General features: G+C 65.7%; 22 protein-coding genes. 16 read left to right on the top strand and 6 right to left on the bottom strand.

The genetic code is table 11. The features are described from left to right. Window positions 1-48 precede the first annotated feature (48 nt). The 4 genes from MXAZACID_RS07585 to carA all read right to left on the bottom strand — a co-directional run bounded on the left by MXAZACID_RS07585 (window position 49) and on the right by carA (window position 6,461). A complete protein-coding gene (locus MXAZACID_RS07585) occupies window positions 49-1,245 on the bottom strand; it encodes a threonine ammonia-lyase (RefSeq protein WP_008493640.1) in 1,197 nt (398 codons plus the stop codon). Between the two features lies 1 nt (window position 1,246). Further along, entirely contained in the window at window positions 1,247-1,720 is a 474-nt protein-coding gene (gene greA / locus MXAZACID_RS07580; RefSeq protein ID WP_008493639.1) for a transcription elongation factor GreA, read from the bottom strand. 84 nt (window positions 1,721-1,804) lie between these two features. After that, window positions 1,805-5,047 (bottom strand): carbamoyl-phosphate synthase large subunit, encoded by a 3,243-nt coding sequence (gene carB / locus MXAZACID_RS07575; RefSeq protein ID WP_008493638.1) that lies wholly within the window; start codon window positions 5,045-5,047, stop codon window positions 1,805-1,807. An 85-nt stretch (window positions 5,048-5,132) separates the two neighbouring features. Continuing rightward, window positions 5,133-6,461, bottom strand: a complete 1,329-nt coding sequence (carA, locus tag MXAZACID_RS07570) for a glutamine-hydrolyzing carbamoyl-phosphate synthase small subunit (RefSeq protein WP_008493636.1) — start codon at window positions 6,459-6,461, stop codon at window positions 5,133-5,135. Window positions 6,462-6,552: 91 nt separating this feature from the next. On the opposite strand from carA, the gene MXAZACID_RS07565 reads away from it, so the two are divergent. The 8 genes from MXAZACID_RS07565 (at window position 6,553) to moaA (ending at window position 13,394) form a co-directional block, all read left to right on the top strand. Further along, window positions 6,553-7,011, top strand: coding sequence for a GatB/YqeY domain-containing protein (locus tag MXAZACID_RS07565; protein ID WP_008493634.1), 459 nt, complete (start codon window positions 6,553-6,555; stop codon window positions 7,009-7,011). Then, the gene (dnaG, locus tag MXAZACID_RS07560; protein WP_008493633.1) at window positions 7,012-8,619 is read left to right on the top strand and encodes a DNA primase; all 1,608 of its coding nucleotides are present in this window, start codon (window positions 7,012-7,014) and stop codon (window positions 8,617-8,619) included. After that, complete coding sequence (locus MXAZACID_RS19255; RefSeq protein ID WP_168118405.1) at window positions 8,616-8,840, top strand: hypothetical protein; 225 nt, start codon at window positions 8,616-8,618, stop codon at window positions 8,838-8,840. Before dnaG ends, MXAZACID_RS19255 begins: the two co-directional genes overlap by 4 nt. Before the next feature lie 79 nt (window positions 8,841-8,919). Beyond that, window positions 8,920-10,830: an RNA polymerase sigma factor RpoD gene (gene rpoD / locus MXAZACID_RS07555; RefSeq protein WP_008493632.1), complete on the top strand. Its 1,911-nt coding sequence runs from the start codon at window positions 8,920-8,922 to the stop codon at window positions 10,828-10,830. A gap of 164 nt (window positions 10,831-10,994) precedes the next feature. Further along, entirely contained in the window at window positions 10,995-11,591 is a 597-nt protein-coding gene (locus MXAZACID_RS07550) for a GNAT family N-acetyltransferase (RefSeq protein ID WP_008493631.1), read from the top strand. Beyond that, on the top strand, window positions 11,591-12,223 hold the full coding sequence (locus MXAZACID_RS07545; protein WP_008493630.1) for an RluA family pseudouridine synthase: 633 nt from the start codon (window positions 11,591-11,593) through the stop codon (window positions 12,221-12,223). Before MXAZACID_RS07550 ends, MXAZACID_RS07545 begins: the two co-directional genes overlap by 1 nt. Beyond that, window positions 12,210-12,386 carry a DUF3553 domain-containing protein gene (locus MXAZACID_RS18230; protein WP_008493629.1) on the top strand — a complete coding sequence of 59 codons (177 nt, stop codon included), beginning with the start codon at window positions 12,210-12,212 and terminating at the stop codon, window positions 12,384-12,386. Before MXAZACID_RS07545 ends, MXAZACID_RS18230 begins: the two co-directional genes overlap by 14 nt. A gap of 36 nt (window positions 12,387-12,422) precedes the next feature. After that, a complete protein-coding gene (moaA, locus tag MXAZACID_RS07540; RefSeq protein ID WP_008493628.1) occupies window positions 12,423-13,394 on the top strand; it encodes a GTP 3',8-cyclase MoaA in 972 nt (323 codons plus the stop codon). Between the two features lie 241 nt (window positions 13,395-13,635). Here moaA and MXAZACID_RS17750 read toward each other — a convergent pair whose 3' ends face one another. Beyond that, window positions 13,636-14,280: a TetR/AcrR family transcriptional regulator gene (locus tag MXAZACID_RS17750; protein WP_081822227.1), complete on the bottom strand. Its 645-nt coding sequence runs from the start codon at window positions 14,278-14,280 to the stop codon at window positions 13,636-13,638. 107 nt (window positions 14,281-14,387) lie between these two features. Here MXAZACID_RS17750 and MXAZACID_RS07530 point away from each other — a divergent pair, with 107 nt between their 5' ends. The 4 genes from MXAZACID_RS07530 to radC all read left to right on the top strand — a co-directional run bounded on the left by MXAZACID_RS07530 (window position 14,388) and on the right by radC (window position 20,902). After that, entirely contained in the window at window positions 14,388-15,896 is a 1,509-nt protein-coding gene (locus tag MXAZACID_RS07530) for an efflux transporter outer membrane subunit (protein ID WP_144052680.1), read from the top strand. After that, the gene (locus MXAZACID_RS07525) at window positions 15,893-17,044 is read left to right on the top strand and encodes an efflux RND transporter periplasmic adaptor subunit (RefSeq protein WP_205619747.1); all 1,152 of its coding nucleotides are present in this window, start codon (window positions 15,893-15,895) and stop codon (window positions 17,042-17,044) included. Before MXAZACID_RS07530 ends, MXAZACID_RS07525 begins: the two co-directional genes overlap by 4 nt. Before the next feature lie 7 nt (window positions 17,045-17,051). Beyond that, on the top strand, window positions 17,052-20,102 hold the full coding sequence (locus MXAZACID_RS07520) for an efflux RND transporter permease subunit (RefSeq protein ID WP_008493623.1): 3,051 nt from the start codon (window positions 17,052-17,054) through the stop codon (window positions 20,100-20,102). Window positions 20,103-20,182: 80 nt separating this feature from the next. Next, the gene (gene radC, locus MXAZACID_RS07515) at window positions 20,183-20,902 is read left to right on the top strand and encodes a DNA repair protein RadC (protein WP_008493622.1); all 720 of its coding nucleotides are present in this window, start codon (window positions 20,183-20,185) and stop codon (window positions 20,900-20,902) included. Here the strand turns inward: radC and MXAZACID_RS07510 are convergent. After that, complete coding sequence (locus MXAZACID_RS07510; RefSeq protein ID WP_008493621.1) at window positions 20,897-21,673, bottom strand: methyltransferase domain-containing protein; 777 nt, start codon at window positions 21,671-21,673, stop codon at window positions 20,897-20,899. The two genes, radC and MXAZACID_RS07510, sit on opposite strands and share 6 nt — an antisense overlap. Between MXAZACID_RS07510 and MXAZACID_RS07505 the strand changes: the two genes are divergently transcribed. The 4 genes from MXAZACID_RS07505 to hpnK are packed head-to-tail and all read left to right on the top strand — an operon-like array spanning window position 21,674 to window position 23,971. Beyond that, on the top strand, window positions 21,674-22,405 hold the full coding sequence (locus tag MXAZACID_RS07505) for a ComF family protein (RefSeq protein WP_008493620.1): 732 nt from the start codon (window positions 21,674-21,676) through the stop codon (window positions 22,403-22,405). Window positions 22,406-22,460: 55 nt separating this feature from the next. Beyond that, entirely contained in the window at window positions 22,461-22,718 is a 258-nt protein-coding gene (gene grxC, locus MXAZACID_RS07500) for a glutaredoxin 3 (protein WP_008493619.1), read from the top strand. Further along, the gene (locus MXAZACID_RS07495) at window positions 22,715-23,182 is read left to right on the top strand and encodes a DUF1178 family protein (protein WP_008493618.1); all 468 of its coding nucleotides are present in this window, start codon (window positions 22,715-22,717) and stop codon (window positions 23,180-23,182) included. The genes grxC and MXAZACID_RS07495 overlap by 4 nt, the downstream gene beginning before the upstream one ends. 3 nt (window positions 23,183-23,185) lie before the next feature. Next, window positions 23,186-23,971 carry a hopanoid biosynthesis-associated protein HpnK gene (gene hpnK / locus MXAZACID_RS07490; RefSeq protein WP_008493617.1) on the top strand — a complete coding sequence of 262 codons (786 nt, stop codon included), beginning with the start codon at window positions 23,186-23,188 and terminating at the stop codon, window positions 23,969-23,971. Window positions 23,972-23,997: the final 26 nt, after the last annotated feature.

Genomic DNA, 23,997 nt, shown 5'->3' with positions numbered 1-23,997 from the left:
CCAAATTTTTTCGCCGCATTTTTGTAAAAAAGCGGCACCAAAAAACTTTTATAACCTACGCAGCACGAACAATTCCGCCAGCGACGCCTCGATCGCCTCGCCATGCGCCGCGTCGCGCGCCTCGATCATCACTTCCAGCTGCGCATCCTGCACCGAAGGGCTGGAGAACAGGCGGTGATGCGCGACTTCCAGAATATTCCCGCCGAGATCGCCGATGCGCCGCGAGACCTCAGCCAGCATGCCGGGCCGGTCCGGCATCTCCAGCACCAGGCGCAGCAGCCGGCCATCGCGCAGCAGGCAGCGCATCAACGTGTTGGCCAGGATGCGCGGATCGATATTCGCGCCGCAGATTGAGATGCCGACCTTCTTGCCGCGGAAATGCTCGGGGAAGCTCATCACCGCGGCGAGGCCGACAGCGCCCGCACCCTCGGTGACCTGCTTGGCGTTTTCCGCGAAACTGTCGATGGCGCTCTCCACCGCATGTTCGGAGACGACCAGCACCGGCACCTGCAGCGCTTTCAGCACCGCCAGCGGGCGCTGGCCGATATCGCGCACGGCGATGCCCTCGGCGATAGTCGGGCCGCCGACCTTGATCTCCTGGCCCGCCAGCGCCTGGGCGAAGGCGGCGTAATGCTCGACCTCGACGCCATACACCTGACAGTCCGGGCGCAGATGCCGGGCGACGGTGACAGAGCCGGCGACCAGACCGCCGCCGCCGGTGGCAACGACGATGGCGTCCAGATCCGGCACGTCCTGCAGCATTTCCAGGGCCATGGTGCCCTGGCCGGCCATTACCGCAGGATCGTCATAAGGGTGGATGAAAAACAGCCCTTCCTCGGCCTCCAGCCGGCGCGCCTCGGCCGCGGCTTCGGCCAGGGTCTCGCCATGCAGCACCACATGCGCGCCCCAGCTGGCGGTGCGGGTGACCTTGGTGGCCGGGGTGTGGCGGGGCATCACGATGGTGGCCTTGATGCCGGCCAGGGCGGCATGGCGCGCCACCGCCTGGGCATGGTTGCCAGCCGACATGGCGACGACGCCGCGCTGGCGCTCATCTGCGGTGAGCAGCGCGATGCGGTTGGCCGCGCCGCGCTCCTTGAAGGCGCCGGTGGCCTGCAGATGGTCGAGCTTCACATACAACTCAGCCCCGGTCAGGCGGGAGAGCCCGTCCATCCGCAAAAACGGCGAGCGCAACACCGCCCCCTGAATCCGCGCGGCGGCGGCCAGGACATCATCGTAAGTGATCATCTCAGACGTAGCTGATTTTCAGGATTTCGTAGGAGCGGTCGCCGCCCGGGGCGGGCACCGCCACGGTGTCGCCGACGCGCTTGGAAATCAACGCCTTGGCCAGCGGCGAGGTGACGGAGAGGCGGGCCTGCTTGATGTCGGCCTCATGCACGCCGACGATCTGGTAGGAGACCTCGGCATCGGTGTCCTCATCCACGAGCAGGATGGTGGCGCCGAATTTCACCGTGTCGCCGGAGAGCGAGGTCGGGTCGATCACTTCGGCGGCGGAGGTGATCTCCTCCAGCTCCGCGATGCGGCCTTCGATGAAGGATTGGCGTTCGCGCGCGGCGTGATATTCGGCGTTCTCGGAGAGGTCGCCATGGGCGCGCGCCTCGGCGATGGCGCGAATGATCGCCGGACGCTCAACGGCCTTCAGGTTCCGCAATTCGTCTTCGAGGGCCACCAGGCCGCTCGCGGTCATGGGAAATTTCTGCACTGCATCTCCTCAAGGGCGCGGACGCGCCCTCGGGTGGTTAGAGGTCAAAAAGACGGACGCCGGCGGTCGCCCGCCGGCGCTCCATCAGAAGGATTGGGGAAAGTACGACTGAAGCGGCGCAACTTCAAGAGTGCCGCCGATCAGGGCGGCGATGGCATGCGCCGCCGCCCGCGCGCCGGCGATGGTGGTGAAGTTGGGCACGCCATGGGTGAGGGCGGAGCGGCGGATATCGAAACTGTCCGCCACCGATTGCGCGCCGGAGGCGGTGTTGATGATCAGCTGCACATCGCCGGAGAGGATGGCATCCACGCAATGCGGGCGGCCTTCCAGCACCTTATTCACCTTTTTCACCGGAATCCCCGCCTCGGTCAGCACCTTGGCGGTGCCCCCGGTGGCGAGCAGGGTGAAGCCCAGCTCCGTCAGCCGGCGGGCCACCGGCAGGAAGGCGGGTTTGTCCACATCCTTGACCGAGACGAAGGCGGTGCCGGAAAGCGGCAGCTTCACCCCCGCCCCCAGCTGCGCCTTGGCGAAGGCGCGGGCGAAATTGGTGTCCAGCCCCATCACCTCGCCGGTGGATTTCATCTCCGGCCCGAGCAGCGTGTCGATATTCGGGAAGCGGGCGAAGGGGAACACCGCCTCCTTCACCGCGACATGGCGCGGCTGCAGGCTGTCATCCAACTTGAAGTCAGCGAGTTTCTCACCCGCCATCACCAGCGCGCCGATCTTCGCCACCGGCACGCCGGTCGCCTTGGCGACGAAGGGCACGGTGCGCGAGGCGCGCGGGTTCACTTCCAGCACATAGATGGTGTCGTTCTGGATGGCGTATTGCACGTTCATGAGCCCGACCACGTTCAGCGCCTTGGCCAAAGCCACCGTCTCCGCCCGCAGCTCGGCGACGATGGCCGGCGAGAGCGAGTAGGGCGGCAGCGAGCAGGCGCTGTCGCCGGAATGGATGCCGGCTTCCTCGATATGCTCCATCACCCCGGCCACATAAACATCCGTGCCGTCGCAGATGCAGTCCACATCCACTTCCAGCGCCTCGTTCAGATAGCGGTCGATCAGCACCGGGTTTTCCGCCGAGGGGCGGATCATCTCGCGCATATAGCGGGCCAGGCCGTGGCGGTCGTAAACGATCTCCATCGCCCGGCCGCCCAGCACGTAAGAGGGGCGGATGATGATGGGAAAGCCGATGCGCTCGGCAATCGCCTCGGCCTGTTCGGCGGAGCGGGCGATGCCGTTATCGGGCTGGCGCAGCCCGAGCTTCTGCAGCAGGGCGGCGAAACGTTCGCGGTCCTCGGCGAGATCGATCGCATCGGCGGAGGTGCCCAGGATGGGAATCCCGGCAAGCTCCAGCGCCTGCGAGAGCTTCAGCGGGGTCTGGCCGCCATATTGCACGATGCAGCCCAACAGCGTGCCCTTTTCCTGCTCCTTGCGCAGCAGGGAGATCACGTCCTCGGCGAAAAGCGGCTCGAAATAGAGCCGGTCCGAGGTGTCGTAATCGGTGGAGACGGTCTCCGGGTTGCAATTGACCATGATCGTCTCATAGCCGGCCTCGCGCAGGGCGTAGGCGGCATGGACGCAGCAATAATCGAACTCGATGCCCTGGCCGATGCGGTTCGGCCCGCCGCCCAGGATCACCACCTTGCGCTTGTCGGAGACATCCGCCTCGTCCAGCGGGGTGCCGTAGCTGCCCTCATAGGTGGAGTACATATAGGAGGTGGCGGAGGCGAATTCGCCGGCACAGGTATCGATGCGCTTATAGGCCGGGGTGACGTTCAGCTTCAGCCGCGCGGCGGTGACGGCGGCCTCCTTCTGGCCGCAGAGCTGGGCCAGGCGCTTATCGGCAAAGCCCATCGCCTTCAGGCGGCGGAAACCGAACGCATCCTTGGGCAGGCCATTGGCCTTCACCTCGTTTTCGGCGGCGATGATGCCCTGCATCTGCTCCAGGAACCACGGGTCGAACTTGGTGGCGGCGTTGACGTCTTCCAGGCTCATCCCGGCGCGCAGCGCCTGGGCCGCGACCAGCAGCCGGTCCGGGCGCGGGGTGGAGAGGGCGGCGCGGAAGGCATCCATGCCGCCATCGCCGGGTGCTGCCATCTCATCCAGCCCGGAGAGGCCGGTTTCCAGCGAGCGCAGACCCTTCTGCAGCGCCTCCTGGAAATTGCGGCCGATCGCCATCGCCTCGCCGACGGATTTCATCGAGGTGCTCAGCAGCGCCGGGGTGCCGGGGAATTTCTCGAAGGTGAAGCGGGGGATCTTGATGACGACATAGTCGATCACCGGCTCGAAGCTGGCCGGGGTGGCCTTGGTGATGTCGTTCTGCAGCTCATCCAGCGTATAGCCGACCGCGAGCTTGGCCGCGATTTTGGCGATGGGAAAGCCGGTGGCCTTGGAGGCGAGGGCCGAGGAGCGCGAGACGCGCGGGTTCATCTCGATGACCACCATGCGGCCATCTTCCGGGTTGATGCCGAACTGCACGTTGGAGCCGCCGGTCTCGACGCCGATGCGGCGCAGACAGGCGATGCTCGCATCGCGCATGATCTGATATTCCTTGTCGGTGAGCGTCAGCGCCGGGGCGACGGTGACGGAATCACCAGTATGCACGCCCATCGGGTCGATATTCTCGATGGCGCAGATGATGATGCAGTTATCCGCCTTGTCGCGGACGACCTCCATCTCATATTCTTTCCAGCCCAGCACGGATTCCTCGACCAGCACCTCATTGGTCGGCGAGGCCTCGATGCCGCCCATGCAGATTTCGAAGAATTCCTCGCGGTTATAGGCGATGCCGCCGCCGGTGCCGCCCAGCGTGAAGGAGGGGCGGATGACCGCCGGCAGCCCGACCTGCTCAAGGGCTGCGGCCGCTTCCTCGCGGGTATGGGCGATGGCGGACTTCGGGCCCATGACGCCGATTTCGGCCATGGCGTCGCGGAATTTCAAACGGTCCTCGGCGCGGTCGATCACCTCGGCATTGGCGCCGATCAGCTCCACCCCCAGACGCTCCAGCGCGCCGGACTTGGCCAGCGCCATCGCGGTGTTGAGTGCGGTCTGCCCGCCCATGGTCGGCAGCAGCGCGTCAGGCTTCTCCTTGGCGATGATCTTTTCCACCATCTCCGGGGTGATCGGCTCGATATAGGTCGCATCCGCCAGAGACGGATCGGTCATGATCGTCGCCGGGTTGGAGTTGACCAGGATCACCCGGTAGCCCTCCTCGCGCAGCGCCTTGCAGGCCTGGGCGCCGGAATAATCGAACTCGCAGGCCTGGCCGATGACAATCGGCCCGGCGCCGATGATCATGATGGACTTGATGTCTGTGCGTTTGGGCATTGGAAAAATCCTGAAAAGAAGTCGCAGGGCTCCGCCCTGCACCCGCCGGGGCCTGAGGCCCCGGACCCCCATTAATGTTTTGGGCTTAGCCCATCAGCTCAACAAAACGTTTGAACAGATAAGCACTGTCGCTCGGCCCTGGGCTCGCTTCCGGATGGTACTGCACGGAAAACACCTTCTTCGCCGGGGCGGCGATGCCTTCGTTGGAGCCGTCGAACAGCGAGACGTGAGTCACTTCAACGCCCGCCGGCAGGCTCTTTTCATCCACCGCGAAGCCGTGATTTTGCGAGGTGATCTCCACCTTGCCGGAGCGCAAATCCTTCACCGGCTGGTTGGCGCCGCGATGGCCGCGCTCCAGCTTGTAGGTTTTGGCGCCCAAGGCGGTGGCCAGCAGCTGGTGGCCGAGGCAGATGCCGAAAATCGGCACGCCGGCCTGCATCACGCCCTGGATGGCGGGCACGGCGTAGGCGGCGGTCGCCGCCGGATCGCCGGGGCCGTTGGAGAGGAACACGCCGTCCGGCTGGTGGCGCAGAATATCCTCGGCGGTGGCGGTGGCGGGCACCACGGTCACCTGGCAGCCGGCGGAGGCCAGCGAGCGCAGGATGTTGCGCTTGGCGCCGTAATCGACGGCGACGACCTTCTTGCCGCCATTGGTCTCGGCGAAACCATTCGCCCAGTCCCAGGTGCCGCCGGTCCATTCATAGGACTGGGTGCAGGAGACCTCCTTGGCCAGATCCAGCCCTTCCAGCCCGGCCCAGCCCGCCGCCTGCGCCGCCAGGGCCTTCAGGTCGAACTTGCCGTCCTCGGGGAAAGAGATCACCGCATTCGGCGCGCCCAGATCGCGGATGCGCAGCGTCAGCGCGCGTGTATCCACGCCGGAAATGCCGGCGATGCCCTGGGTTTTCAGCCAGGCGCTAAGCGGGGCGGTGGAGCGGTAATTGGAGGGGGAGGTGACATCCTCCTTCGTCACCATGCCGCGCGCGAAGATCTGGGTCGCTTCCATATCCTCGGCGTTGGTGCCGACATTGCCGATATGCGGGAAGGTGAAGGTGACAATCTGCCCGGCAAAGGAGGGGTCGGTCATCGTCTCCTGATAGCCGGTGAGGCCGGTGGAGAAGCACAGCTCGGAGGGGGCGCTGGTGGTGCGCGCGCCAAAACCACGGCCCCAGAACACGGTGCCGTCCGCCAGCACCAGGGCGGCGGTGGCGCCCGGCGGCACCTCAGTGCTCTCCGGTGCGGCCGAAAGCTCTTCCCAGGTGAGCCCGGTTGCCGCCATAATGGCGGGCCAATGGCGCGGCGGGATGGCGTTGCTGCTCCGCCATTTGCGCACGGCTTCGGGGGAGACGCCGGTCAGCGTGGCCGCGGCGTCGCTGCCGCCGAGGCGGCGCAGGATTTCATCGAGGGAGATTGCCATGGCAGCCTCTTTAGCGGAATTTTGCTCCGATCTCAATTATGGAATAGGACGGTCCGGAAATTTTTTCCGGACCAGCAAGTGAGGGTATGAAATGGCTATTCGCGAAGATCTGACCGCCGCCGTGAAGGCGTCCATGCTGGCGCGCAATGCGGAGCGCACCTCGGCGCTGCGCATGATCCAGGCCAAGCTGAAGGATACCGACATCGCCGCCCGGCCGAAAGGCGTGGAGCAGATCCCGGATGATGAAATTCTGGCGATGCTGCGCTCGATGATCAAATCCCGCCGGGATTCGGTCGCACTTTATCGCCAGGGCGGGCGCGAGGAGCTGGCGGCGAAGGAAGAGGCGGAGATCGCGGTGATTTCCGAATTTCTGCCGCAGACGCTGGAGGGCGACGCCCTGAACGCCGCCATCGCCGAGGCGATCGCCGCCACCGGCGCCAGCTCGGCCAAGGATATGGGCAAGGTTGTCGGCGCGCTGAAGGCCAAGCATGGCGCGGCTTTGGATATGGGTGTCGCCTCGCAGGCGGTGAAGGCGGCGCTGGCCGGCTAAATGGCGCTCCCGGCGAATTTCCTCGACGAGCTGCGCGCCCGGCTGCCGATCGCCACCGTGATCGGCAAGAGCGTGAAGCTCAGCCGCTCCGGGCGCGAGCGCAAGGGCTGCTGCCCGTTCCATGGGGAAAAGACGCCGTCCTTTTATGTGTATGACGACCATTTTCATTGCTTTGGCTGCGGCGAGCATGGGGATGTCATCAGCTTCGTCATGAAGAGCACCGGCGCCTCCTTCATGGAGGCGGTGGAGGATCTGGCCGGGCAGGCCGGGCTGGAGGTGCCCAAGCAAAGCCCCCAGGCGGCCCAGGCCGAAGCCAGGCGCTCCAGCCTCTCGGAAGTGCTGGAGGCCGCCTGCAAGGAATATCAGCTCTGGCTCTGGGGCCAGGAGGGGCGGGCGGCGCTGGCTTATCTGCGCGAGCGGGGCTTGTCAGACGACACCATCCGGCGCTTTCAGCTCGGCTTCTCCGGAGAGGGGCGAGGGCAGCTCGCCACCGCCTTGCGCGGGCAGAACATCAAGCCGGACCAGCTGATCGAGGCCGGGCTGATGAAGCAAGGCGAGCGCGGCCCCACGGATATGTATTTCGGCCGGGTGATGTTCCCGATCCGCGACCGGCGCGGGGCGCTGATCTCGTTTGGCGGGCGGATCATGGGCGATGGCCAGCCGAAATATGTGAACGGCCCGGAAACTGCCTTGTTCTCCAAGCGCCGCTCGCTCTACGGGCTCAATCTGGCGCGCGAGGCGGTGCGCAAGGGCGCGGTTTTGATCGTGGTCGAGGGCTATATGGATGTCATCGCCTTGGCCCAGGCCGGGTTTGGCGGGGCGGTGGCGCCACTGGGTACGGCGCTGACCGAGGAGCATCTGGAAGAGATCTGGCGCCTCTCCCCGGCGCCGGTGCTGTGTTTCGATGGCGACGCCGCCGGCCAGCGCGCCGCGCTGAAAACCGCCGAGCTGGCGCTGACCCAGCTCACACCCGACAAAACCCTGAAATTGCTGCGCCTGCCGGCCAAGGACGACCCTGACAGCCTGATCAAGCGCGCAGGCCGGGCTGGCTTCGAGGCGGAGTTGGGCAAGGCGCAGCCGCTCTCGGCCGTGCTGTTCGACATGCTGAAGGCCGGGCAGGACATGGCCACCCCCGAAGGGCGCACCCGCTTTCGCCAGCGCCTGCTGGGGGCAGCCAACACGATTCCGGATAAATTCCTGGCCGAGGAATATCGCAACGCGTTGAAAGAGGCGTTTTTCGCCGCCACCCGCCGCGCCCCGGCGCCGCGCTTCCAGCCTGGCGGCTTTGCCAAAGGCGGGCGCTTCGCCCCGCCGCCGCCACCGGTGAAGATCCCGCCGCGCAGCGCGCCCGACGCCGAGGCCGCCAATGCCAGGCGGGCGCGGCTGATGCTGGCCATTCTGCTGGCCCACCGGCCTTGCTGCCGGAATTCGAGGAGCCGTTCTCGAATATCGCCTTGCCGGCGGAGGATGAGCCCTTCCGGGAGGCGCTGCACGCCTATGTGCTCTCCGGCAAAACCCTTGACACCGAATCGCTTCTCACCCATCTCCGGAAGCTCGGCCTTGCTGCGCGTGCCGCCGAACTGGCGGCGCTGGCCAAGGCGGAATTGAGCCTCATCAAGGGTGCAAGCCCGGCGGAAGCCGGACGAAGTTGGTGGAGTTTGTACGAATTGATGGATTTCAGCATCGACTCGTTGCGTCGGCAGCGTGACGAAGCCCAGGCCTTCTGGCTGGCCCATCCTGAGGACCAGAGCGCGAGCGACCGCTTCATACGCTATGTGCAGCTGCTGGACCGCGCCCGCACGGGGGCGGCCGGGGTTGAAGAAATCTGAACCATTCTGGGCGCGCATGTTGCCTAGTAAATGACTTGTAAAATATACGAGCCGCTTAGACCGGAGACCTGACCTGACCATGGCCACCAAGCCGACCGCCACCACGGAAAATGCCGCCCCCGAGGCAGAGGCGGATGCCAATGTGCTCGACACCCAGTCCGGTGCCGTCAAACGCCTGATCGCCAAGGGCAAGGAGCGCGGCTACATCACCTTTGATGAGCTGAACGCGGTCCTGCCGGCGGAGCAGAACAGCTCCGAGCAGATCGAAGACATTATGGCGATGCTCAATGAAATGGGCATCCAGGTGGTCGAGTCCGAGGAGAGCGAGGAGGCGGAGACCGCCGCCGCGCCCAAGGACGAGATGGACAGCGACGACGAGCCGTCGGGGAATATCTCCGAGGCCTCGGTCAGCCGTACCGACGATCCGGTGCGCATGTATCTGCGCGAGATGGGCACGGTGGAGCTGCTCTCGCGCGAAGGCGAAATCGCCATCGCCAAGCGCATCGAGGCCGGGCGGGACATGATGATCCGCGGGCTCTGCGAGAGCCCGCTGACCTTCCGCGCCATCATCGCCTGGCATGAGGCGCTGAATAATGGCCGGGTGCTGCTGCGCGACGTGATCGACCTCGAAGCCATGCAGGCCGGCGCCGAGCCGGTTGAGGCGGCGGCGAGTTTCGACGCCAATGAGGAGCTGGACGAGGACGAGGAGGGCGAGGGCGCAGGCATGTCCCTCTCGGCCCTGGAAGAGAAACTCAAGCCCGAGATTTTCCAGAATTTCGACGAGATCGAGAAGCTCTACGACAAGCTCTCGAAGATGCAGACCAAGCGCATCGAGAACCTGACCGCCGGCGGGGATGTGAATGCCCGCAACGAGAAGGCCTATGAGAAGCTGCGCGACGAGCTGGTCGCCAAGGTCGAGCAGGTGCGGCTGCATAATAATCGCACTGAGGAGCTGGTGGCGCAGCTGAAGGTGCTGAACCAGCGCCTGAACGGGCTGGAGGGCCAGCTTTTGCGCCTGGCCGAGAGCACCAAGGTGCCGCGCGATGAGTTCCTGGCGCATTACCGGGGCCGGGAGATGGATCCGGGCTGGGTCGAGGCGGTGGCGGAGCTGCCGGGCAAGGGCTGGAAAGAGTTCGGCAAGAAGCACGGCGCGCAGGCGAATGAGCTGCGCGCGCAGATCGGCCGGGTCGCGGCCGAGGCGGGCCTGCCGATCGAGGAATTCCGCCGGGTCTACACCACGGTTTCGCGCGGCGAGCGCGATTCCACCCGCGCCAAGAAAGAGATGATCGAGGCCAATCTGCGCCTGGTGATCTCGATTGCGAAGAAATACACCAATCGCGGCCTGCAGTTCCTGGATCTGATCCAGGAGGGCAATATCGGGCTGATGAAGGCGGTGGATAAGTTCGAATATCGCCGTGGCTATAAGTTCAGCACCTACGCCACCTGGTGGATCCGCCAGGCGATCACCCGCTCGATCGCCGATCAGGCCCGCACCATCCGGATTCCGGTGCATATGATCGAGACGATCAACAAGCTGGTGCGCACCTCGCGCCAGATGCTGCACGAGATCGGCCGCGAGCCGACCCCGGAGGAGCTGGCCGAGAAGCTCGGCATGCCGCTGGAGAAGGTGCGCAAGGTGCTGAAGATCGCCAAGGAGCCGATCTCGCTGGAAACCCCGATCGGCGACGAGGAAGACAGCCATCTGGGCGATTTCATCGAGGACAAGGCGGCGATCATCCCGCTGGATGCCGCCGTGCAGGCCAATCTGCGCGAGGCGGCGACGCGCGTGCTCTCCTCCTTGACGCCGCGTGAGGAGCGCGTGCTGCGCATGCGTTTTGGCATCGGCATGAATACCGACCACACGCTGGAAGAGGTCGGCCAGCAATTCAACGTCACCCGCGAGCGTATCCGCCAGATCGAGGCGAAGGCGCTGCGCAAGCTCAAGCACCCCAGCCGCTCGCGCAAGCTGCGCAGCTTCCTGGACGACTGATTGTTTTGCGAGCAACTTAATCGGATCAGATGCAGGCATCTGATCCGATATTGCTCTAGTAGAAGTTTTTGGTGCAGCTTTTTTCAAAAAGCTGCAAAAAACGCCTGAGGTGGAGACGACGAAGCCGTCACGCCCCCGGCCCCCAAAACCCGTGAGGCAACGCCATGCCCGAGATCCTGGATTACGCAAAGCCGGCCCCGGGTGAGGCGACCGAGCGCGCTCATGTCACTGTCATCTTCCTGCGGATGATGGCCCGGCCGGCGCGGCCGAAAATTGTGCTGCCGGAGGGTGTCGCCGTCACCCGCGAGCGGCTGGATCTGGCGAGCTACCGGGCTTTGTACGAGGAAATCGGCACGCCCTGGCTCTGGTGGCTGCGCCGGGTGATGCCGGATGCGATGCTGGAGCGGCATCTGGCCGCCAGCACGCTCTCGCTGCATCTGTTGCGGGTGGGGGGCGAGCTGGCGGGGTTCTATGAGCTGGATGCCGCCCACTGGCCTTATATCAATCTGAATTATTTCGGTCTGCGGCAAAGCTTTATCGGCCGCGGGCTGGGCCGGCCGTTTCTGGACCATGCGGTGGATGCGGTGTTCGAGGGCGCGACCGCCCTGCGCGGCATGACGGTGAATACCTGCAATGCCGACCATCCCCGGGCGCTGCCGAATTATCTGGCGGCGGGGTTCCGGGAATATCGGCGGGGCGATGAGGTGTGGGATATCCCGACCCGGCTGGGCTTCACCATTCCAGAGCATCTGCGCCGCTGATGGAGCTGCTGTTTCAGGATAACCGGGCGCTGGTGGTGAACAAGCCGGCGGGGCTGCCGGTCTATCCCGGCCGCGCGGGCGGGGCCTCGGTTGAGGACCATTTCCCGGCCTGGCACCGGGGCAATACCGGGCCGTGGCTGGCGCACCGGCTGGACCAGGATACGGCGGGCTGCCTGCTGGTGGCGCGCGGCAAGCAGTTTCTGCTGGCGGCCCAGGCGGCCTTGGCGGCGGGCGAGGCGGAGAAGCTTTATTGGGGCATTCTCGGCTCGGTGCCGGCGCAGGAAGCCGGGGAAATCAATGCGCCATTGCTGAAGGAAACCCAGGAGCGGCGCTGGCGCATGGTGGTCTCGCCCGCAGGCGCCAGCGCGCGGACCAGCTGGCGGGTGCTGGGCACGCATGATGGCAAGGCGCTGGTGGAGTTCATCCTGCATACCGGCCGCACCCATCAGATCCGCGCCCATGCCGCGCATCTGGGCCATGCGGTGGTGGGTGATCCGGTCTATGGCGACGGGCAGGGCATGATGTGCCTGCTGGCGCGCAAGCTGGTTCTGCCGGGGCTGGGGGTGGCGGCCACCGCACCGCCGCCGGCGCATATGGCGGATTTCGTGGAGGCCTGCCTTGGAACGCTCTGAGTACGAGCCGGGCCAGTATGTCCGCCATCCGCAGCGCCCGGATTGGGGGCTGGGGCAGGTGCAGAGCGCCATCGGCAACCGGGTGACGGTGAATTTCGAGCATGCCGGCAAGGTGCTGGTGGATACCGGCCGGGTGATATTGGACCTCGCCGATCCGGCGTGATTGCAATCGGACCGGAACAGTCCGAAATAGAGCGCCATGATCGATCCGTTCGGCCGTATTGTCTCTTATCTCCGCGTCTCGGTGACCGACCGCTGTGATTTCCGCTGCGCCTATTGCATGGCCGAGGATATGCAGTTCCTGCCCAGGGATGAGCTGCTGACGCTCGAAGAGATGGAACGGCTTTGCGCCGCCTTCATCCGGCTGGGGGTGAAAAAACTGCGCCTGACCGGCGGCGAGCCGTTGGTGCGCCGGAATGTGATGAGCCTGATCGAGGGGCTGGGCAGCCGGCTGGGGCAGGGGCTGGAGGAGCTGACGCTCACCACCAATGGCTCGCAGCTCGCCAAACATGCGGCCGGGCTGGCGCAGGCCGGGGTGAGGCGGATCAATGTCAGCCTGGACACGCTGGATGAGGCGAAATTCGCCCGCATCACCCGCTGGGGCCGGCTGGGTCAGGTGCTGGCCGGGCTGGAAGCCGCGCAGGCGGCGGGGCTGGCGGTGAAGATCAACATGGTGGCGCTGAAGGGCGTGAATGACGATGAGTTCGACGCCATGCTGGAATGGTGCGGCCGCCATGGTTTCGATCTCTGCCTGATCGAGACCATGCCGATGGGCGAGGTGACGCACCGGGAAGAAACGCATCTGCCGCTGGCGGCGGTGCGCCGGGATCTGGCGCGGCGCTGGAGCCTGAGCGCCAGCGATTACCAGACCGGCGGGCCGGCGCGCTATATGCGGGTGGCGGAGACCGGGCAGCGCATCGGCTTCATCACCCCGCTCAGCCATAATTTCTGCGAGGGCTGCAACCGGGTGCGGCTGACCTGCACCGGCACGCTTTATATGTGCCTGGGCCAGGAGGATGCGGTGGATCTGCGCCGGCCGCTGCGGGCCAGCGCGGATGATGCCGGGCTGATTCAGGCGATCGAGCGCGGCATCGCGGCGAAGCCGAAAGGGCATGATTTCGACATCAGCCGGGTGGCGGTGGCGCGGCATATGTCCGTCACCGGCGGTTGAGGCGAAAAGATTTGGGGCTGTCCCCGATCTTCATTCATCTGGCCATTATGTCGATCCCGAGTCTCTTCGCCTTTTGCCCGTGTCGTCAAGGGGTTTACTCGCCTTCGGCGACGCGCGGCGAAGCCGCGTGCCCTTGACGACACGGGCAAAAGGCGAAACCCTGCAATGATCGAAATAATGCTGATCCTTCAAGGCGTTGAAAGCATAAGCCTGAAAGTTTTCTGGGACAGCCCCGAAACTTTCATGTTTCCTCGGCTTTGATCGCCTTTGCCCCGGCCAGGAACATCCGCACCGCCGTGCGGATGCGGGTGTTCAGCACTTTCGGCGCCGGCGCCGTGCGCAGCCCGCACAGCACCCCGAACACGAATTCCCCCAGCGCCATGCCAAACAACATGCCCGACATCTCCGCCGCCATTTCCGGGCTCGCCCCTTGGGTGATCGCGATCTCCACCAGGCAGCCTTGCAGATGCGTCTTGCCCTTGCGCATCCGCCCGGCGAGGAAGCTCTGGGTGAAATCCGGATCATGGCTGAATTCGGTGATCAGCAGCCGGGTCATGGCAATCTGCACCGGGTCCAGCAGGAATTGCGCCAGCGCCGCCAGGGTGGCGCAGAGCGTGTCCTCCAGGCTGGCGCCAGGCGGCGGCTCGGGGAATTGCAGCCTGGTCTGGCGCTGATGCGCCATCAGCTCGCCGAATAAATCCGCCTTGGAGGGCACCAGCGTATAGACGGTGCGCTTGGACATGCCAGCCTGGCGCGCAATGTCCGCCATGGTGGTGTTGTGGTAGCCTTTGCTCAGGAAAAGCTGTTCCGCCGCGGCAATCAGCGCCTCCAGCCGTTCTGGCGACGGGGGGTGGGAGGTTTCGGCGGGCGGCAATGCGGGACTCATGGATAACCTATAGAGCGGCACAAAGGAAACCATCAAGTTTTCATATTTAAATAATACCGTTAAAAATCAGCTTGACGGTGGGAGGAAAGCCACGTACCCGTGCTGGCATGAAACCCGCTGGTTTCCGTTCCGGAGTAAGTTCAGCCGCCTTGGCTCTGGCGCTGCTGCCGGCGCTCGCCGGCTGCGCGGTGGGCCCCAATTATCATCCGCCCGCCGCCCCGAATGTGGCCTTGACGCCGCAGCCTCTCCCCGCCGCCACCAGCCGCGCCGATGGCGCCGCCCAGGCCTTCCGGCCCGGGGCTGATATCCCGGGCGATTGGTGGCATCTCTTCCGCTCCCCGGCGCTGGATGCGCTGATCGCCCAGGCGCTGGCGAATAATCCCAGCCTGAAAGCAGCGCAGGAGACCTTGGTGCAGGCGCAGGAAACCGTGCGCGCCGCCCAGGGCAGCCTGATCCCCAGCATCTCCTCCAGCCTCGGCGCGCAGCGCGACCAGGGCTCCTCCGCCGGGCTTGCCGCCTTCGGCGGCGGCAGCGGCGCCAAGCTGCGGCCCTACACGCTCTATAACGCCTCGCTCTCGGTTTCTTATTCGGTGGACGTGTTCGGTGGCGAGCGCCGGCAGATCGAGAATTACATCGCCACCGCCGAATATCAGCGCTGGGAGCTGGAAGCCTCCTATCTGACGCTGACCTCCAATATCGTCACCGCCGCGGTCAATGAGGCCTCGCTGAACGGGCAGATCCAGGCGACCCAGCAAGTCATCGGCGATGAGCAGAAGCTGCTGACGATTTTGCAGACCCAGGCGCGCTTGGGTGGGGTGCCGCAGGCGCAGGTGCTGCAGCAGCAATCCACCCTGGCGCAGCAGCAGGCCAGCCTGCCGCCGCTGCAATCCCAGCTCGCCCAGGCGCAGAACCAGCTCGCCGCCTATGCCGGGCAGTTTCCGGGCAATTTCCATCTGCAGAGCTTCACGCTGGATGATCTGACCCTGCCGGCGGATCTGCCGGTGAGCCTGCCCAGCGCCATCGTCGCGCAGCGGCCGGACATCCAGGCCGCCGCCGCGCAGCTGCATGAGGCCTCGGCCAATGTCGGCGTCGCGGATGCGAATATGCTGCCGCAGATCACGCTCTCGGCGCAGATCGGGCACGAATCCCTCACCCCCGGCACCTTGTTCACGCCGCAGACTCTGCTTTGGAACCTCGTCTCCGGGCTGACCCAGCCGATTTTCGAAGGCGGGCAGCTGGCGGCGCAGCGCAAGGGCGCGCTGGCGGCGCTGCGCGGGGCCGGTGCGCAATATCAATCCACCGTCATCTCCGCCTTCCAGAATGTCGCGGATGCGCTGACGGCGCTGCAATATGACGCGGCCACGCTGGCCGCCGCGCAGACCGCGCGCGATGCCGCGGCGCAAAGCCTGCAAGTGACCCAGGCGCAGTATAAATTGGGCGGCCAGCCCTTCACCGCGGTGCTGAATGCCGAGGTGACCTACCAGACCGCCGACATCGCCGCGGTGAAGGCCAAGGCCACGCGCCTGGCCGATACCGCGGCGCTGTACCAGGCGCTGGGCGGCGGTTGGTGGCACCGCCAGGACGTGACCAGCCAGTGCTGCGGGGTGATTCCATGAAGGACAGCATCGTAATGAGCAAGCCGGCCAGACCCGTGAAGCGCACCATCATCATGCTGCTGATCGTGGTGCTTATTCTGGGCATGGTCTTTGGCTGGGGGGCGCTGCGCGCGGTCTTCATCGCCAAATTCCTGAAAGGCTTCGCCAATCAGGTGCAGACGGTGGCGACCATTCAGGCGCAGGAAACACCCTGGCAGCCGGCGATACAGTCCGTCGGCACGGTGACCGCCATCAATGGCGCCTCGCTCTCGGCCGAAGTCGGCGGCATCGTCGATACCATCCATTTCGAATCCGGCCAGGATGTGCAGAAGGGCGATGTGCTGCTCACGCTGCGCGCGAATAACGACCCCGCCGTGCTGGCGCAGCTGCAGGCGCAGGCGAAGCTGGATGAGATCAATTACGCCCGCGACCTGAAGCAGTTCGCCGCCAATGCGGTGGCGCAATCCACGGTGGATACGGACCGCGCCAATCTCGCCGCCGCGCAGGCGCAGGTGGCGGCGCAGCAGGCGAGCATGGATGAGAAGATCGTCCGCGCCCCCTTCTCCGGCCGGCTGGGCATCCGCCAGGTCAATCTGGGCCAGTATCTGCAGCCCGGCACCGCCATCGTCACGCTGGAGCAGCTGAGCTCGCTTTTCGTGGATTTCTACCTGCCGCAGCAGGCGCTGGTGGCGCTGAAGGTGGGGCAGGTGGTCAATCTGAAGATCGACGCCTATCCGGGCCAGACTTTCCCCGCGAAGATCGCCGCGATCGGCGCCACGGTGGATTCCGCCACCCGCTCCATCGCCGTGCGCGCCGTGCTGCGGAATGACGATCTGCGCCTGCGCCCGGGCATGTTCGCCAGCGTCTCGGTGGAGACCGGCGCGCCGAAGGAGGCAGTGACGCTGCCGCAGACCGCCATCGCCTACAGCTCTTATGGCGATACCGTCTATGTGGTGAAGCATGGCCAGGGCAACGCGCTGGTGGCTGACCAGGTGTTCGTGACGCTGGGGGCGACGCGCGGGGATCAGGTGCAGATCCTGGATGGGGTGAAGGCTGGCGACGAAGTTGTCACCGCCGGCCAGGTGAAGCTGCATAATGGCTCGCCGGTGGCGGTGAACAACACGATCCAGCCCAGCAACGATCCCAACCCGAACCCGCCGAACGAGTGAAAAAGCGATGAAGCGCTTTACCGATCTCTTCATCGCCCGGCCGGTGCTGGCCATCGCCGTGTCCGTGCTGATCCTGGTCATGGGCTTGCGCGCGGTGGGCACGCTGCCGGTGCAGCAATTCCCCGAGACCGAGAACGCCACCATCACCATCACCACGACCTATCCCGGCGCCTCGCCGGATACGATCGCGGGGTTCGTGACCACGCCGCTGGAAAACGCCGTCGCCCAGGTCAATGGCATCGACTACATGACCTCGTCGAGCAGCATCAGCGTCTCCACCATCACCATCAATCTGGTGCTCAACCATAATCCGGATCAGGCGCTGACCGAGGTTTCGGCGCGGGTGAATTCGGTGCTGAACCAGCTGCCCAGCGGCACCGAACAGCCGGTGATCACGCTGGCGGTGGGGCAGTCGGTCGATGCGATGTATATCGGCTTTCGCAGCTCGGTGCTGAACGCCAACCAGATCACCGACTATATTACCCGCGTCGTGCAGCCGCAGCTGCAGGCGGTGCAGGGCGTGCAGACGGCGGAGATTCTGGGCGGGCAGAATTATGCCATGCGCATCTGGCTGGACCCGCAGAAGCTCGCCGCCTTCGGCCTCACCCCCAGCGATGTCTGGACCGCGCTCTCCACCAATGATTTCATCTCCGCCCTGGGCAACACCAAGGGCACGATGACGCAGGTGACGCTGACCGCGAATACCGGCCTGCACAGCGCCGCCGAATTCGGCCAGCTCATTCTCAAGCAGCAGAACAACGCCATCATCCGGCTCAAGGATGTGGCGAAGGTGGAGCTGGGCGCGGATAGCTACGACCAGCATGTGACCTTTGATAACAAGCTCGGCGTCTATATCGGCATCAAGGTGGCACCGCAGGCCAATCTGCTCAACGTGATTTCCGGCGTGCGCAAGATCATGCCGGAAATCCAGACCAATCTGCCCACCGGCCTGACCGGCGCGATTGTCTATGACAGCACGGTGTTCGTGAATGCCTCCATCCGCGAAGTGGTGGAATCGCTGCTGGAGGCGCTGCTGATCGTGACTTTGGTGGTGTTCGCCTTCCTCGGCTCGCCGCGCTCGGTGCTGATCCCGGTGGTGGCGATCCCGCTCTCGCTGATCGGCGCCTTCGCGATGATGGCGGCGTTCGGCTTCTCCATCAATCTGCTGACGTTGCTGGCGCTGGTTCTGGCGATCGGGCTGGTGGTGGATGATGCGATCATCGTCGTGGAAAACGTCAACCGCCATCTCGATCTCGGTGAAACCCCGCTGGTGGCGGCGCGCGCCGCGGCGGCGGAGCTGGGCGGGCCGATCGTGGCGATGACGGTGGTGCTGATCGCGGTCTATGTGCCGATCGCCTTCCAGTCCGGCCTGACCGGGGCGCTGTTCACCGAATTCGCGTTGACGCTGGCGGGCTCGGTGACGATCTCGGCGGTGGTGGCGCTGACCCTGACGCCGATGCTGAGCGGGCGGTTTCTCAAGCATGTGGATCGCGAGCAGCCCAACTGGGAAGGCAAGCTGATCAATTTCATCGATGCCGCCTTCGCCCGCGTGCATCGCGCCTATACCAGGATGCTGCATTCCAGCCTGGAGACGGTGCCGGTGACGCTGATCTTCGCGGCCATCGTGCTCGGCAGCATCTATTTCCTCGCCGCCGGGGCGAAGAGCGAGCTGGCGCCGGTGGAGGATCAGGGCATCGTGCTGTTCAGCTCCACCTCGGCACCGGACAGCACCACCGGCCAGCGCGCCATGTGGGACAGCCATTTCAACGCCTCGCTGCTGAAATATCCAGACGTCGCGCACAGCTTTCAGATCGACGTGCCGGGCACCAACATCATCGGCACGGTGCTGAAGCCCTGGGGCGAGCGCCGCCCGGCCGCGACGCTGCAGACGCTGATGCAGGCGGATGCCAACAAGGTGGATGCCGGCCAGCAGGTCGCCGCCTTCCCGCTGCCGCCGTTGCCCGGCTCCTCGGGCCTGCCGGTGCAGTTCGTGGTGAAGAGCACCAGCGACTTCAACGTGCTCTATCCCGACACCCAGAAGCTGCTGCAGGCGGCGCTGGCCAGCGGCAAATTCATCTTCCTGCAGAGCGATCTGAAGATCGACCAGCCGGAGGCGGAGGTGGTGATCGACCGCGACAAGGCGGCGGCGCTGGGTCTGAATATGAGCCAGATCGGCGCCGCTTTGGGTGAGGCGCTGGGCGGCGGCTATGTGAATTATTTCGATCTCGATGGCCGCTCCTATAAGGTGATCCCGCAGACGCAGCGCACCGCGCGGCTGAATGTCGCCGATCTGAACGATTATTACGTGCTCTCCTCCGGCGGCATCAATGTCCCGCTCTCCTCGATCGCGACGATCAAGACCAGCGTGATCCCGGAGACGATCAATCATTTCCAGCAGCAGAATTCGGCGACCTTGCAAGGGGTGGTGGCGCCGGGCGTGGCCGAGGCGGATGCGCTGCACACGCTGCAAAGCCTGGCCAAGAAAATTCTGCCGCCGGACGACACGCTGGATTATGGCGGGCTGATGCGCCAGTTCGTGCAGACCAGCAGCGCCTTCATCTTCACCTTTGCCTTCGCGCTGATCATCATCTTCCTGGCGCTGGCGGCTCTGTTCAACTCCTTCCGCGACCCGCTGATCATCCTGGTCTCGGTGCCGATGTCCATCGCTGGCGCCTTGATCTTCATCTATATCGGCATTGGCGGGCTGAGCCTGAATATCTATACCGATGTCGGGCTGGTGACGCTGATGGGGCTGGTCTCCAAGCACGGCATTCTGATGACCGAGGTGGCGAACGAGGCGCGGCTGGCCGGCATGGGCAAGCGCGAGGCGATCGAGCATGCGGCCAATATAAGGTTGCGGCCGATTTTGATGACCACGGCGGCGATGGTGGTCGGCGTGCTGCCGCTGGTCTTCGCAAATGGCGCCGGCGCTGCCTCGCGCTATGCGATGGGCATGGTGATCGCCGGGGGCCTGTCCATCGGCACCTTGTTCACGCTGTTCGTGGTGCCGGCGGTGTATCTGGTGCTGGCCGAGGATCACAAACCGGTATCGAACTAAATAAAAGGTTGAAAAACTTTTAAGTTCTGGCAATTTTTGCGTGCATGAAACGAACGCGTGCACCGACGGGATTTGCCGAAATGTCGATGCTGGAGGCGTTGACGCCGGAGCTGCGCCCGGCGCCGATGTCGCTTGGCACCGATGGCCATCGTGCCCGGCTGCGGGCGCGCTTTCTCACCGGCGGGCCGGAGGCGCTGGCCGATCACGAGCTGATTGAGATGACCTTGTTCCTGGCGCTGCCGCGGCGCGACACCAAGCCGATCGCCCGGGCTTTGCTGGCGCGCTTTGGCTCCTACGCCAATGCCATCTCCGCCCCGGTGCCGGATCTGCTGGGCATTGCGGGGCTGGGCGAGGCCGGGGTGGCGGCGTTGAAGCTGGTGCAGGCCGCCTCCCAGCGCCTGGCGAAGGCGGAAGTGCTCTACCGTCCGGTGCTCAGCAACTGGGACCGGTTGATGGAATATCTGCAGGCGGTGCTGGCACGCGAGAAGATCGAGCAGTTCCGGCTCTTATTCCTGGATAACCGCAACCGGCTGCTGGCCGACGAGCCGCAGGCGCAGGGCACGGTCAACCACACTCCGGTCTATCCGCGCGAGGTGGTGAAGCGCGCGCTGGAGGTGAACGCCACCGCGATCATCCTGGTGCATAATCATCCCAGCGGCGATCCCTCGCCCTCGGAGGAGGACATCGCGATGACCCGCGAGATCAAGAAGGCCGCCAGCGCGCTGAGCGTGGTGCTGCACGACCATGTCATCGTCGGCAACGGACGCTGGCTGAGCTTTCGCAAGGCGGGGCTGTTATGAGGCCCAGCCGGTAAGCATGGCCAGGCGCAGCGCCACGGCCAGCCGCCCCTCCTGCTGGGGCAGTGCCGCCAGCGCCGCCGCGAACAGGGTGCGCGGCGGGATGGCGCGGCTGCGCCCGGCCAGCGCGTTGGTCTCCCCGGCGTCGCGCAGCTCATGCAGCAACGCCAGGGGATCGGCGTACAGGAAGGTGATCTCCTCCAGATCCGCCACCGGATGGCTGAAGCCGGCGCGCTGCAGCAGCCCGGCGCAGTCGCGCAGCTCTGGGAAGGGTGAGACGCGCGGGCTGACCTTGCCGGTCAGCGCCTCCTCCGCCTCCAACAGCGCCAGGCGCAGCTCATGCAGCGTACCCAGAGCCGGCAGGCTGGCCAGCAGCAGCCCGCCCGGCTTCAGCGCCCGGCGCAGCTGGATCAGCGCGCCCGGCAGATCATCCAGCCAATGCAGCGAGAGCGGGGCCACGACCAGATCATACGCTCCCGGCGCCAGGCCGAAATCATCGGGGCCAGGCAGGATCAAGGGCCGCCCGCCGGCCAGCGCCGCCAGGCGCGGTGAGGCATCCGCGCTGTCCACCAGCATGCCGCGCGCCGCCAGCGCCGGGGCGACGGCGCCGCGACCGCCAAAATCCAGTGCGCGCTCGAAGCGGATGGTGGTATCGTCCAGCCGGTCGAGCAGCCGCGCGGTCAGATCCTCCAGCACCGGGGCGATATTGCCCAACCGGCCGGCGGCGCGCTCGCGATGCTTTACCATTGTGGTGAAATCGAAAATGCTCTGCACATGAAACCCCTGTTGCGCTGGGTTCTGGATAGCGTCCTGCCGCCTTCCTGTCTCGCCTGCCACCGTCTGGTGGAGGCGCAGGGGCAGCTTTGCCTGGAGTGTTTCAAGACCGCGCATTTCATCACCGCGCCGCTCTGCGCCTGTTGCGGCGTGCCGTTGAGCCTTGCCGCGTCGCCGGCGGAAACCCTGCATTGCGCCGCCTGCGCGGCATCGCCGCCGGCCTTCACCCAGGCCCGCGCCGCGCTGCGCTATGACGAGACCGCCAAGCGGATGATCCTGCCGCTGAAATATAGCGACCAGAGCGAGGTGGCCGCCGGCATGGCCAGGCTGATGCGCCGGGCCGGGGAGGAGCTGCTGCAAGCGGCCAATCTGCTGCTGCCGGTGCCGCTGCACAATGCCCGGCTGCGCCAGCGCCGCTATAATCAGGCGGCGCTGCTGGCGATCGCCCTGGCCAGGCTCACCGGCCGGCCGGTGAGCCTGGATGTGCTGCGCCGGGCGCGGGCCACGGCGAAGCTGGAGGGAATGGGCGCGGCGCAACGCCAGGCGGCGCTGCAGGGCGCCATCCATGTCCGCCCTTATGCCGGGCTGGCGGGCAAGCGCATCCTGCTGGTGGATGATGTGATGACGACAGGGGCGACGGCGCATCATTGCGCCCTGGCGCTGCGCGCCGCCGGGGCCATGCGGGTGGATGTGCTGACCCTGGCGCGCGTCGCGGATCCGCGTTTGCAATGAAGGGGCGCTGAGATTCACCTTGCATTCGCCCGCCCGCAAGCTAATTGGGAGGCAAATGCCTGAAATCGAGATCTATACCCAGCCTTACTGCCCCTATTGCATGCGCGCCATGGCGTTGCTGGAGCGCAAAGGGGCGGCCTTCACGGAAATCAGCGCCCCGCACGGCACGCCGGCGCGCGAGGCGGCGATCAGCCGCTCCGGCGGGCGCACCACCGTGCCGCAGATCTTCATCGCCGGCCAGCATATTGGCGGCTGCGACGATCTGCTGGCGTTGGAGCGCGCCGGCAATTTGGAGCCTCTGCTTACGCCATGATCCATTACCAGCTGCGCTGTGAAGCCGGCCATGAGTTCGATGGCTGGTTCCGGGATTCCGAAGGCTTTGAGAGCCAGGCGGCTGGCGGGCTGGTGGCCTGCCCGTCCTGCGGCAGTGTCGAGGTGAACCGGGCGCTGATGGCCCCCTCGATCCCGCGCAAGGGGCGCGAGCTGGTGGTCTCGCCTGAGCCGCCGCCGGCCGATGCGCTCCCCCCCGGCCCGCAGACCGCCGGCGGCGCGCTGCCGGATGCGGTGCGCGCGGCGCTGCAGAAGCTGCGCGAGGAGGTCGAGAAAAACTGCGACTATGTCGGCGCGGATTTCGCCGAGGAAGCCCGGCGGATCCATTATGGCGAGGCTGCGCCGCGCGGGATTTATGGCGAAAGCTCCGAGGAGGAAGCCGAGGAGCTGGCCGAGGATGGCATCGCCTTCGCCCGCATCCCCTGGGCGCCGCGCAACGATAGCTGAACCATGCGCGAGATCATCTTCTCCGCCGATGATTTCGGCCTGACCGAAAGCGTCAACGAGGCGGTGGAGCGCGCGCATCGCGAGGGCGTGCTGGGCCAGGCGAGCCTGATGGTCGCCGCCCCCGCCGCCGAGGATGCGGTGCGCCGGGCGCGGATGCTGCCGGGGCTGAAAGTCGGACTGCATCTGGTGCTGGTGGATGGCGATTCGCTGCTCGGCCATGCCCGCCTGCCGCACATCACCGGCCCGGATGGGCGGTTTTCCACCAATCAGGCGGCTCTGGGCGTGCGCTATTTCTTCTCGCCCGCGGCAAGGCGGGAGCTGCGCGCCGAGATCGAGGCGCAGTTCGCGGCCTTTGCGGACTCCGGGCTGGACCTGCACCATGCCGATGCGCACAAGCATTTCCTGCTGCACCCGACCATCGCCCGGCTGATGATCGAGATCGGCCGGCGCTACGGGCTGAAGCGGCTGCGGGTGCCGGCCGAGCCGCCGGCGGTGATGGCGGCGCTGGGCGAGCGCGTCACCTTCGGGGACCGTGTTTTATATGCCTGGACCCGGCTGCTGCGCGCCCAGGCGCGTGGGCTGGAGGTGCCGGACCAGGTGTTCGGGCTGAAATGGTCCGGGCATGTGACGGCCGAACGCATCGCCCGGCTGCTGCCGCTGGTCCCGGAGGGGCGCACGGAAATCTACACCCACCCGGCTACGCGCCGGGATGAAGCGCTGGTCCGGCTGATGCCGGATTATGAGCATGTGGCGGAGTTTGAGGCGCTGCTGGCCCGCTATCGCAGCTAGAGCCTCAAGCTTTTAGCCTGAGGCAT

The organism is Acidocella sp. MX-AZ02 (assembly GCF_000306035.1).
In the GTDB taxonomy this organism is placed as follows: Bacteria; Pseudomonadota; Alphaproteobacteria; order Acetobacterales; family Acetobacteraceae; genus Acidocella; species Acidocella facilis.
This window is presented reverse-complemented; position numbering and strand designations above follow the sequence as displayed.